This is a genomic window from Bradyrhizobium sp. BR14999, from assembly GCF_056106085.1.
Genome location: NZ_CM148536.1, coordinates 5,098,118 through 5,110,408, shown reverse-complemented (window position 1 = coordinate 5,110,408; position 12,291 = coordinate 5,098,118). Strand labels below are relative to the sequence as shown.

Annotated in this window: 9 protein-coding genes; all 9 read right to left on the bottom strand. The window is 67.1% G+C overall.

From position 1 onward, the window contains the following. Position 1: 1 nt before the first annotated feature. Positions 2-844, bottom strand: a complete 843-nt coding sequence (locus ACR9YP_RS23840; protein ID WP_474217219.1) for a phosphatidate cytidylyltransferase — start codon at positions 842-844, stop codon at positions 2-4. Further along, entirely contained in the window at positions 841-1,599 is a 759-nt protein-coding gene (locus ACR9YP_RS23835) for an isoprenyl transferase (protein ID WP_091885831.1), read from the bottom strand. Before ACR9YP_RS23835 ends, ACR9YP_RS23840 begins: the two co-directional genes overlap by 4 nt. Positions 1,600-1,611: 12 nt before the next feature. Continuing rightward, complete coding sequence (frr, locus tag ACR9YP_RS23830) at positions 1,612-2,175, bottom strand: ribosome recycling factor (protein ID WP_091885834.1); 564 nt, start codon at positions 2,173-2,175, stop codon at positions 1,612-1,614. 66 nt (positions 2,176-2,241) lie between these two features. Next, positions 2,242-2,958, bottom strand: coding sequence for a UMP kinase (gene pyrH / locus ACR9YP_RS23825; protein ID WP_130213743.1), 717 nt, complete (start codon positions 2,956-2,958; stop codon positions 2,242-2,244). Positions 2,959-3,019: 61 nt separating this feature from the next. After that, complete coding sequence (gene tsf / locus ACR9YP_RS23820) at positions 3,020-3,943, bottom strand: translation elongation factor Ts (RefSeq protein ID WP_438108035.1); 924 nt, start codon at positions 3,941-3,943, stop codon at positions 3,020-3,022. A 133-nt stretch (positions 3,944-4,076) separates the two neighbouring features. Then, complete coding sequence (locus ACR9YP_RS23815; RefSeq protein WP_370990084.1) at positions 4,077-5,072, bottom strand: 30S ribosomal protein S2; 996 nt, start codon at positions 5,070-5,072, stop codon at positions 4,077-4,079. A 212-nt stretch (positions 5,073-5,284) separates the two neighbouring features. Beyond that, on the bottom strand, positions 5,285-7,831 hold the full coding sequence (locus ACR9YP_RS23810; RefSeq protein WP_474217217.1) for a caspase family protein: 2,547 nt from the start codon (positions 7,829-7,831) through the stop codon (positions 5,285-5,287). Between the two features lie 223 nt (positions 7,832-8,054). Beyond that, positions 8,055-8,582: a DUF2846 domain-containing protein gene (locus ACR9YP_RS23805; protein WP_176945512.1), complete on the bottom strand. Its 528-nt coding sequence runs from the start codon at positions 8,580-8,582 to the stop codon at positions 8,055-8,057. A gap of 100 nt (positions 8,583-8,682) precedes the next feature. Then, positions 8,683-12,186, bottom strand: coding sequence for a DNA polymerase III subunit alpha (gene dnaE, locus ACR9YP_RS23800; RefSeq protein WP_474217216.1), 3,504 nt, complete (start codon positions 12,184-12,186; stop codon positions 8,683-8,685). Positions 12,187-12,291: the final 105 nt, after the last annotated feature.

Below are 12,291 nucleotides of genomic sequence, written 5' to 3'. Positions count from 1 at the left end.
CTCACCAAACCATAAGACCGCTTCCGGCGCTATGCACACCATGGCGGAGAAAGCCGATAATCCATGCCGTCAGGATGGCGGCAACAAAGCCGTCCAGGCGGTCCATAAGTCCGCCATGGCCGGGAATTAAGTGACTGGAATCCTTGACGCCGAAGCGCCGCTTCACCGCGGATTCGAACAGATCGCCCAATGCCGATACCACCGACAGGATGGCGCTGACGAGCAGCAATGGCGCCATCTTTCCGAGCCCGCCAGCCGCGAAGCCTACCGCAACCAAGAGGCTTGCGACAAAGCCGCCGAGAGCGCCCGCCCAGGTCTTCTTGGGACTCACGCGTGGCCACAGCTTCGGTCCACCGATGCTGCGGCCGGCGAAATAGCCGCCGATATCGGTCGCCCACACCACGAGCAGCACGAACATCAGGGCGGCGAACCCGTTTAAGAGATCCTGCCGCACCAGGATCGAGGCCAGCAGCGCCGCCGATGCATAGGCGAATCCGGTAGCCGCCCAGACGAACTTGCCCCGCGCGATCAGCGTCACGATCGCACCGCCGATGAAGCCGGCGATGACAGCCGTCTTGAGCGCGCCGAAGGCAACGCAAAATCCCATGATGGCGATGACGATAGTCCCCGTCCCCGTCAGCGCGACCGAGCCCGCGCCCACCACCATCAGCCATTCCGCGAACAGTCCGATCGATACCAGGGTGACAAGAAGTGCCCACAGCCAGCCGCCGGCGTAGGCGAGCGCAATGGCGAGCGGCGCCAGCACGAGCGCGGCGAGAACCCGCAGCACGAGATTGCTCGGGGCGGGCGCAGAGCCCGCCGGTGCGGCGTCGGGTTCGCTCACGAGGCGGTTTTCGCGACCAAGCCGCCGAAACGGCGCTCGCGCCTGGCAAATTCCGCGATCGCGCTTTCCAGCGCCGCCTTGTCGAAATCGGGCCAGTGGATCGGCACGAAGACGAGCTCGCTATAGGCGGCCTGCCACATCAGGAAGTTGGACAGGCGCTGCTCGCCGCTGGTGCGGATGATGAGATCGGGATCGGGAATGTCGGGTGCGTCGAGATGCGCGCCAAGCGTTTCGGCGTCGATCGTGGCGGGATCCCGCCTGCCCTCTGCGACTTCGCGCGCGAGCTTCTGCGCGGCCTTCGCGATCTCCTGCCGCGAGCCGTAGTTGAAGGCGACGACGAGCGTGAGGCGCGTGTTGTCGCGCGTCAGCTCCTCCGCCTCGTTGAGGAGCGCGCAGATGTCGCTCTCGAGCCCTTCGCGCTCGCCGATGATGCGGACCTTGACGCCGTCGCGATGCAGGCTCGCCAGATCGTTGCGGATGAAGCGCCGCAGCAGGCCGAAGAGATCGCCGATCTCGCTCGCCGGGCGGGACCAGTTCTCCGAGGAGAACGAGAAGATGGTGAGATAGCGAATGCCGAGCTCGTGCGAGGCGCGCACCACGCGGCGCAGCGCGTCCACGCCACGGCGATGCCCTTCCGCACGCGGCAAGCCGCGCGCAGCCGCCCAACGCCCGTTGCCATCCATGATGATGGCGACATGCGCAGGCGCGTCGGACCGGTCGGGTCCTTCGGTTGCGGGCGCGGCGGCGTTGGACATGAAGGCGATGCCTTAAACGGTGAGGATTTCTTTTTCCTTGGCGGCCAGCAGCTGGTCGATCTCGGTGATCGTGCCGTCGGTCGCCTTCTGCACCTCGTCGGCGTGACGCTTCTGGTCGTCCTCCGACATCTCGTGATTCTTCTCGAGCTTCTTGAGCACGTCGAGACCGTCGCGACGGACATGGCGCGCGGCGACCTTGGCGGCCTCCGCGTATTTGTGCGCGACCTTCACCAGCTCCTTGCGGCGCTCCTCGTTGAGCTCGGGAATACGCAGACGCAGCACCTGGCCCTCGGTCGCGGGCGACAGGCCGAGATTGGAATCGACGATCGCCTTCTCCACGGCCTTGACCATCGACTTGTCCCAGACCTGCACCGAGATCAGGCGCGGCTCCGGCACGCTGACGGTGGCGAGCTGATTGAGTGGCATGTGAGTGCCATAAGCGTCGACCTGCACCGGATCGAGCATCGAGGCGGAGGCACGCCCCGTCCGCAGGCCGCCCAGCTCGTGCTTGAGGGACTGGACGGCGCCCTGCATGCGGCGCTTCACTTCGTTGAGGTCGAAACTACCCGTGGCCATCACGTTTCTCCTTCAAAATCCCGGCGACCGCTCCGCGCCCTTCTCTTGGGGCGCGACGACGAGCCGTCAGCCGGCGACAATGGTTCCGTGGCCGGCACCACGCAGAATCGCACCGATCGAACCCGACTGCGCGATCGAGAATACAATGATAGGCAGCGACGTCTCGCGGGCAAGCGCGAAGGCGGTGGCATCCATCACCTTGTAGTCGCCCTCGATGGCCTGCGAATGCGTCAGCCGGTCGAACCGCGTGGCGGTCGGATCCTTCTTCGGGTCGGCCGAGTAGACGCCGTCGACATTGGTCGCCTTCAGCACCGCCTGGGCGCCGATCTCGGCGGCGCGCAACACCGCGGTCGTGTCGGTGGTGAAGAACGGATTGCCGGTTCCGCCGCCGAGCAGCACGATCCGGCCCTCGGCGAGGTATTTGTGCGCCGCGGTGCGGGTGAACAGCTCGGAAATCTCCGGCATGACGAAGGCCGACAGCGTGCGCGCCGGCGAGCCCTTGCGCTCGATCGCCGCTTCCAGCGCGAGGCAGTTCATCATCGTGGCGAGCATGCCCATGGTGTCGCCGGTCGGGCGCGATACGCCGCGGGAGGAGACCTCGACGCCGCGCACGATGTTGCCGCCGCCGATCACGACCGCCACCTCGGTGCCGAGCTTGCGGGCGGCGATCAGATCGTCCGCAACCCGGTCCACGGTCGGCTGGTCGATACCAAAGCCCTGCTGTCCCGCGAGATATTCGCCGGACAGCTTGATCACGACGCGACGATAGACCGGATCAGTCATGAGCACTTTCCTTGTCCGGGCGCCGCTTCCGGCGGCACGCCGGAAGGAGGTGTTCCGGCGCTTACTTCTTGCCGCTGGCCGCCGCGACCTCGGCTGCGAAGTCGCTTTCCTGCTTCTCGATTCCCTCACCGAGAGCATAGCGCACAAAGCCCGCGATCTTCACAGGCCCGCCGACCTTGCCCTCGGCCTCCTTCACTGCCTGCGCCACCGACTTGCCGGTGTCGTGGATGAAGGCCTGCTCGAGCAGGCAGACTTCCTTGTAGTAGGTCTTGAGGCCGGACTCGACGATCTTCTCGATCACGTTCTCGGGCTTGCCCTGCTGGCGGTATTTGTCGGCAAGCACGTCCTTCTCGCGCTTGACGACCGCCGGATCGAGGCCGGACGGATCGAGTGCCAGCGGGTTGGTGGCGGCGACATGCATGGCAATCTGGCGGCCGAGCGTTGCGAGCTCGTCGGCCTTGCCCGGCGATTCCAGCGCCACGATCACGCCCATCTTGCCGGCGCCGTCGACGACGGCCCCGTGGACATAGCTCGACACCACGCCCTGGCTGACTTCGAGCTGGGCAGCGCGGCGCAGCGTCATGTTCTCGCCGATGGTGGCGATCGCGTCATTGATCGCGGTCTCGATCGTGACGTCGCCGACCTTGGCGGCCTTGATCTTCTCGACATCGGCGCCGACGTCGAACGCGACCTGGGCGATCATCTTGACCAGCCCCTGGAACTGGCCGTTGCGCGCCACGAAATCGGTCTCGGAGTTGACCTCGACCACGACGCCCTTGGTGCCCTTGGTGAGCGCGCCAATCAGCCCCTCTGCCGCGACACGGCCCGACTTCTTGGCGGCCTTCGACAGGCCCTTCTTGCGCAGCCAGTCCTGCGCTGCTTCCATGTTGCCGTCGTTTTCGGTCAGGGCGGCCTTGCAGTCCATCATGCCCGCGCCGGTCGACTCGCGCAGGTCCTTGACCATCGCAGCTGTGATCGTTGCCATCGTTGAAAATCCTTTGTGCCTGCCGGTTTGCCGCGGCGCGGCATCGAAGCACCCCGCCGCGGTCCATCTCAGGAATTCGCGTCAACTGAAATGGTGGCCGGATCCTATCCGGCCAACCCATCGCTCTTTTTGACTATTCCGCTTCTGCGGTCAGCGCCTTGGCCTTGGCCACCCAGGCATCCGCGCGGCTCGGCAGACCGACTTCTTCGCCGATCGTGTGCGCGGTGTCGTGGTCGAGCTCGGCGAGCTGCCAGTAGTGGAAGATGCCGAGATCGTTGAACTTCTTCTCGATCGCACCCGACACGCCCGGCAGCTTCTTGAGGTCGTCCGCGGTGCCGCGGGGACCTGCAAGGCCCTGGAAACCGCTCGACGAGGGCGCCGGCAGCTCTTCGGCGAGCGGCTGGGCCGAGGCGCCGATGTCGACGCCCGAATCGCCCTGCGCGCGCGAAATGCCGTCGATTGCCGCACGCGCAATGAGATCGCAGTACAGCGAAATCGCGCGGCCGGCGTCGTCATTGCCCGGCACCACATAGGTGATGCCCTTGGGGTCCGAATTGGTGTCGACGATCGCCGCAACCGGGATGTTGAGCCGCTGGGCTTCCTGGATCGCGATGTCTTCCTTGTTGGTGTCGATCACGAAGATCAGGTCGGGCAGACCGCCCATGTCCTTGATGCCACCGAGCGAACGATCGAGCTTGTCGCGCTCGCGCTGCAGCGTCAGGCGCTCCTTCTTCGTGTAGGAATTGGCTTCGCCGCCCGACAGCACGTCGTCGAGGTGACGCAGGCGCTTGATCGAGGCCGAGATCGTCTTCCAGTTGGTCAGCGTGCCGCCGAGCCAGCGCGAATTGACGAAATACTGCGCGCAGCGCTTGGCTGCGTCCGCAACGCCGTCCTGCGCCTGGCGCTTGGTGCCGACGAACAGGATGCGGCCGCCCTTGGCAACCGTGTCGCTGACGGCCTGGAGGGCCTGGTGCAGCATCGGCACGGTCTGGGCGAGGTCGACGATGTGGATGTTGTTGCGGGTGCCGAAAATGAACGGTGCCATTTTCGGATTCCAGCGGTGAGACTGGTGACCAAAGTGCACGCCAGCTTCGAGCAGCTGACGCATGGTGAAATCAGGTAGCGCCATCGTTCTAATTCTCCGGTTGGTTCCTCCGGAAACGTGTGAGCAAAACGGAGCGTTCTCGCCCCGGTTGCCACCGGACGGCCTTTTGAGCCATGTTTCCGTGTGAGATGGCGCGCTATATAGCGCCATTTCGGCCAGAAGCAAGGAAATTAAGGGCCTTTCGGGGGGCGGTTTTCGCCCGCGAGAGGCCCCTTTTAGAGAGATCGGGCCGTGCCTTAGCACTTCGGCTGGTTCGGCGGGCACTTCTTTGCCGCCGGCGGCGGAGCCGCGGGGTGTGGCGGAGGCGCTGCCGGGCGCGGCGGTGGCGGAGGCGCGACGGCCATCCGGGGCGGCGGCGGTGGTGCCGGCCGAGCCACCGGCGGCGGCGGCGCGGGCCGTGCCATCGGCGGCGGCGCTGGCCTTGCGACCGGCGGAGGCGGCGCCGGCCGCGCAGCCGCCACGGGCGGAGCCACCCGTGCCGGTGGAGGCGATGCGACACGCGGCGGAGGCGGCGGTGCCGGGCGCGCGACGGCGGCCGGCGGCGGAGGCGTCGGTCGTGCCACGGCTTGCGGCCGCGGTGGCGGTGCGGACGGCCGGGCAGCCTGCGCCGGCGCAGCCGACGGATGATTCGGCGGCTTGATCGGCTCGCGCGCGGCCGAGGGTGGCGGCGTGACCGGTCTGCCGGCGGTGGTCGGAGGCGTGCCGTGCCCACCCGCCGCTGGCGGCGGCAAGCTGGCCGGCTCGCGGGTCGCGGATTTGGCGTGATCCGCAGGGCCGGCCGCCGGTGAGGTCTGTGCCACCGGCGGCTTCGGCGGTTGGCCGGGTCTGGCGGCCGGGCTCGTCGCGGTAGGCGCAGCCGTCCCTGGCGCGACAGCCGTTGGCGCACCGGAATGAGCCGGCGGTGTTGTGCCGGGCGCAGCAGTCGTCGGCGCCCCCGGATGGGTCGGCGACGGCGCACCGGGTGCAGTCGCCGTCGGCGGCACGGGCCTTCCCCCCGGCAGAGGCCCTGCCCCCGCGGGCGGCGCCGGTGGGCCGCCGTGAGCGCCGGGGACCGGCAGCGTGTTGGCCTGCGGCAGCCTGGTCTGCGGCGCAGCGGTTGGCGCAACAGTCGGAGCGACATTCGCCGGCGTCGCGGCAGGCGCTCCAGGTCTAGCCGTAGGTCTAGCCGTCGGCTGGATGCTCGCACTCGGTGGCATCGGCGCCTTGCCCTGCTGGATCAGGGCAGCGCGCTGGACGACGGCCTGTGGCACCGCTGGACCTGCCGGATTAGCGCGTCCGGCAACGGCTGGCGCCAGATTGCCCGGCGCAGGCGCCGCGCCCGTCGGCGCGGCTGGCGGACGGTTGATCACGGTATTGATGACCGTGGTGTTGTGGATGTTCTGGTAGATGATGTTGTTCGGCGGCGGCGCGACATAGACCGGCGGCTGGACGAACGCCGGGATCGGCACGAACACCGGCTGCGGCAGCACGAACAGGCCGACCACGGGCAGCGGCGGCGGCAGCACGACGAAATCCGGCGGCGGCGGCGGCAGATAGTAGACCGGCGGCGGCGGTGGCGGCGCGAAGCCAAAATCAGGGTCACTGAAATACAGCACCGGGCGATCGACATAGACCACCTCCTCCGGCGGCGGTGGCGGCACGTCGTAGTCGATCATCGCAAAGCTCGGCGGCGGCTCGGCCGGCGCGGTGAGGATCGCAAGGCGCCGGCGCGCATCCGCCGCATGCGGGCCGCGCGGATAGCGGCGCAGATACGACCAGTACGCTTCGGGCGTGTCGGTGCGGTAGGTCCGCCGCCAGGTGATGGCTTCGCGGCGCGCCGCGACGATCGCCATCACGCGCTTTGCGAGCGGATCATTCGGATAGGCCGCGAGAAATTCCTCATAGGCCGGCAGCGTGTCGCGCTCGAGCGCGGCGGCATAAGCATCCTGCACGCCGAGATCGCGGATCGGCTTGCTGCGGATCGCGGCAACCTGGTCGGGCGCGGCCTCCGGCGGTGGCGCGTCCGGCCCACGCTCGAAGAACGAAAATGGGGCGGTGATCTTCTGCTCGTTCCAGGGCACCTGCGCGCCCTTGCTGGCCTCGTTGACGCGCAGGCGGACGCGATCGAACACCTCGGGCAGCGGCAGGCCGCCGGTGCGGATCATCTCGGCAAGTGACTGCGCATAGATGCCGTAGGGGCCCGGCTCTTCCGGCGCCACCGTGCCGGGCGCCGCATTGAAGGCGATCAGCATGTTCGCCTCGGGCTCGACCAGCGCGAGGCCACTCGCGATCGGTTGGCCGCCTTCGATGAAGGGCTGCGCGCGGGCCGCATCGAGCACGACGATGTTGGCCTTGAGCGGAATGGCGGCGAGCTGGCGGACATAGTCGCTGACGCGCAAGGCCTCGGTCGGGATGTCGGTGTCGCGGGTGATGTTGGAATCGACCGGGATGAAATAGTTCTCGCCGGCAAGCTGCACGCCGTAGCCGGCAAGATAGATCATCGCGACGGTGCCGGGGCCGGAGGCCTGCGCCTTCTGGATGAAATCGCGAAAACTCTTGCGCAGCGTATCGCCGTCGAGATCGCGTGCGCCGACGACGTCGAAGCCCGCCGCTTGCAGCGTTTGCGCAATCAGGCCGGCATCGTTCGCAGTGGTCGCCAGCGGCGATTTGGCATAGGCGCCATTGCCGACCACGAGCGCGATGCGCTTTTCCTGCTGCTGGGCGCGCACGGGTCCCGGCGCGCCGGCGGCAAGGGCCACGATCGGCAGGAGAAGGCAAATGAAGACTTTGAGCGTCCCACGCATGGCTTGCTTGCCCGCTATTGTTGTTGAGGTGCCACCACGCATGAAGCGCGCAGCCGGCTGAACGGCGGTTGAACGAAAAGCTCGGATTGAGGCGGTGGCATGGCCACGCCGCTGCTGCCGTCAGCTCCAGATCACCCTCAAGTCAGCCTCAAGTCAGCTTCGAAACGGCGCAAGGCTCCTTCAAGTCGCTACCCTGTGCGATCGGATCGTCGTGCAGCGCACCTCACTCCACAGCTTGCAGCTCGGCGAGCTTCGTCCGCGCGGTCGCCTCGTCCAGCGCAACGAGTTCGGCCGGCCCGGGATTGGCGTCTCCTGCTGTCGCCACGGAAACGACGGCAAGCCCGGCCAAGCCGCCTACGATCGCGCCGCCGGTCGCGGCGTCGTGCCTGGGGCTGCTCTTGATGAGGTAGAAGTGCGTCCGGCCGGCTTCCATCACGATCTCGCGCTTGGTGTCGCCCGGAAACATCAGCTCCGTCACCAGCAATTCGTGGCGACCCGCCGGCCGATCGGCATAGGCGTATTTCCCAGCCACGACTTTGCCGAGCGGCGCACCGTCGAGCTTCACCTCACAGGCGCAGATCGCCATGCTGAGGCCATTCCTCTTGTCCTGGAGCAGGACGACGCGCGAGTGCCCGGCGCGCGGTGGCCCGACCTTTTTCGACACAGAGGCAAAGTCGGTTCCGACCTGATCGCTGACACAGCCCACCAGCATCGCACCAACGGCCAACAACAACGCGCCCCGTCGCAGCATCGCACACCCCAGCCCATTCCCCGGGGTGCATGCTAGCTGGAATCAGCGACAGGTTGCAACAACATCCCACGACCACTGTGTGGATCGCGCAGACCGGGTCTTAGAGCTGCTGCACGTCCACCACACCCGCGACCGCCTTGATCGCGCCGGCGATCTGCGGCGAGACCTTGAAGCGGCCGGGCAGCTTCATCTCCACCTCGGTCTCGAGGTCGAGCATCATCACCAGCGAGACCTCGCCGTCGCCGTTGGAGCGCGGCGCGATGCCCGGGCTGCCGATCTTTGGCGCGGCACCGTTCGCGGGCGCCATCTCGGGTCCGGCGAGACGCTTGGCGATCGATTCCAGCGGCTTGGTGTCGCGCAGGAAGATGCGCAAGCCCTTTTGCGTCTTGGCGGCGGCGTCATCCAGCGGCTCGGCATGCAGCACGCGGGCGCGGACGTCCTCGCCCTGGAGCTCGGCGCCGAGCTGGAGCAGCACGGCGGCGCCCGGCTCCAGCACGTCGCGATATTGCGCGAGGCCCTCGGAGAACAGCACCGCCTCGAAATGGCCGGTCGGATCGGACAGGCCCATGATGCCCATCTTGTTGCCGGTCTTGGTGCGCCGCTCCATGCGCGAGACCACGGTGGCCGCGACCTTGCCGGCGGTGGCGCCGGTCTTCACCGCGCGCGAGAACTCGGCCCAGCTCTGCACGCGCAGGCGCTTCAGCACCGTGGCGTAATCGTCCAGCGGATGTCCCGACAGGAAGAAGCCGATCGCGTCATATTCGCGGCGCAGCCGCTCGGCCGGCAGCCACGGCTCGACCTGCGGCAACATGATGCTGGGCGCATCCGCCGAACCGCCGAACATGTCGTTCTGGCCGATGGTGGCGGCCTCGTGCGCGCGCTGGCAGGCGGCGAGGATCGAGTCCGCGCCGGCGAAGACGCGCGCCCGGTTCGGCTCCAGCGTGTCGAAGGCGCCGGCGGCGGCGAGGCTCTCGATGATGCGCTTGTTGATCGCGCGCGGATTGACCCGCGCGGCGAAGTCGGCAAGCGAGGTGAAGAGACCGTTCTTCGTGCGCTCCTCGATGATCTGGTCGATCGCCTGGATGCCGACGCCCTTCAGCGCGGCGAGCGCGTAGTAGATCGTCTTCTCGCCGACATCGAAGGTCGCGCCCGAGCGATTGATGTTCGGCGGCTCGACCTTGATGCCGAGGCGCTGCGCCTCGGAGCGGAATTCGGAAAGCTTGTCGGTGTTGTTGAGATCGAGCGTCATCGACGCCGCGATGAACTCCACCGGATAATGCGCCTTCATGTAGGCGGTGTGATAGGACACCAGCGCATAGGCCGCCGCGTGGCTCTTGTTGAAGCCGTAATCGGCGAACTTCGCCAGCAGCTCGAAGATGGTCTCGGCCTGCGCCTTCGGCACGCCGTTCTTCACCGCGCCCGCGACGAAGATGTCGCGCTGCTTGTCCATCTCGGCGCGGATCTTCTTGCCCATGGCGCGGCGCAACAGGTCGGCATCGCCGAGCGAATAGCCCGACATCACCTGCGCGATCTGCATCACCTGTTCCTGGTAGATGATGACGCCGAAGGTCTCTTTCAGGATCGGCTCCAGCACGGGGTGCAGATATTCCGGCTCCTCGTCGCCGTGCTTACGCGCGCAATAGGTCGGAATGTTCGCCATCGGACCCGGGCGATAGAGCGCCACCAGCGCGATGATGTCCTCGAAACGGTCGGGCCGCATGTCGATCAGCGCGCGCCGCATGCCCTGGCTTTCAACCTGGAACACACCGACCACGTCGCCGCGCGCCAGCATCTGGTAGCTCTCGGCATCGTCGATCGGCAGCGTCGCCAGATCGACGTGGATATTGCGCGGCTTGAGCAGCTTGCAAGCAACGTCGAGCACGGTCAGCGTCTTCAGGCCGAGGAAGTCGAATTTGACGAGGCCCGCCGGCTCGACCCATTTCATGTTGAACTGGGTCACCGGCATGTCGGATTTGGGATCGCGGTAGAGCGGCACGAGCTCGCTCAAGGGGCGATCGCCGATCACGATGCCGGCCGCATGGGTAGAGGCGTGACGGGTCAGGCCTTCGAGGCGCTGGGCGATGTCGAAGGCGCGCGCCACCACCGGGTCTTCGTCGCGGAACGCCTGGAGTTTTGGCTCGCTCTCGATCGCGGCGGCCAGGGTCACCGGCGCAGCGGGATTCTGCGGCACCAGTTTTGTGAGTTTGTCGACCTGGCCGTAGGGCATCTGCAGCACGCGGCCGACGTCGCGCAGCACGCCGCGCGCCTGCAGCGTACCGAAGGTGATGATCTGCGCGACCTGGTCGCGGCCGTAGCGCTGCTGCACGTACTGGATCACCTCGCCGCGGCGGTCCTGGCAGAAGTCGATGTCGAAGTCCGGCATCGAGACGCGCTCGGGATTGAGGAAGCGCTCGAACAGCAGGCCGAACTTGATCGGATCGAGATCGGTGATGGTGAGCGCCCACGCGACCAGCGAGCCTGCGCCGGAGCCGCGGCCCGGCCCGACCGGAATGCCTTGCGACTTTGCCCATTTGATGAAGTCCGACACGATCAGGAAGTAGCCCGCGTATTTCATGCGCATGATGACGTCGAGCTCGAAGGCAAGCCGTTTGGCGTATGTCTCCTCCGTCGTGCCCTGCGACAGGCCGTGCACGCGCAGGCGGTTGGCGAGCCCCTCCTCCGCCTGGCGCTTCAATTCGGCGGCCTCGACTGCGCCCGCATCCGAGCTCGATGCGGCGCCGACGGTGAAGAACGGCAGGATCGGCTTGCGCGTCATCGGTCGGAACGAGCAGCGCTCGGCGATCTCCACCGTCGAGGCCAGCGCCTCCGGAATGTCGGCGAACAGCACCGCCATCTCGGCGCGGGTCTTGAAACGATGATCAGGCGTGAGCTGCTCGCGCTCGGTCTCGGCGATCAGTCGCCCGCCGGCGATGCACAACAGCGCATCGTGCGCCTCGTAATCGTCGGTCGCGGCGAAATATGGCTCGTTGGTCGCGACCAGCGGCAGGCCTTTGGCATAGGCGATGTCGATCAGGCCGCTCTCGATGCGGCGTTCCTTGTCGGTGTTGTGGCGCTGCAATTCGATGTAGAGGCGGTCGCCGAACAGGCTGGCGAGACGCTCGCACCGCAACGCCGCAATTTCGGCCTGCCCGGTGGCAAGCGCCAGCGAGATCGGTCCGTCCGGACCGCCGGTGAGCGCGATCAGCCCCTCGGTCTCGCCTTCGAGCCAGTCGAACTTGATGTGGGAGGCATGGGTGTCGGGCGTCTCCAGGAACGCCCGCGAGTTCAGCCGCATCAGGCTGCGATAGCCGCGCTCCTGCGCCGCCAGCAGCACCACGCGCGACGGCCCCAGCGCGTTGCGCGCGTTCGGATCCTGGTCGCCGAAATCGATCGCGAGCTCGCAGCCGACGATCGGCTGGATGCCGGATCCCGCCATTTTGTCGGAGAACTCCAGCGCACCGAACATGTTGTCGGTGTCGGTCAGCGCCAAGGCCGGCTGGTGGTCCTTCTTGGCGAGCTCGGCAAGCTTGGCGATCTTGATCGAGCCCTTGAGCAGCGAATAGGCCGAGTGAACGTGAAGGTGGACAAATCCGGCGCTCGGCATGGTCGCGTAACGGCCTCTTGCAGATGAAGTGGAGCGGTCGCCAGCTCCTCAAGGCATGATGCACTCGCCGGCCGACTCGCCTCCCGATGGTGGGGTGTGGCGCCG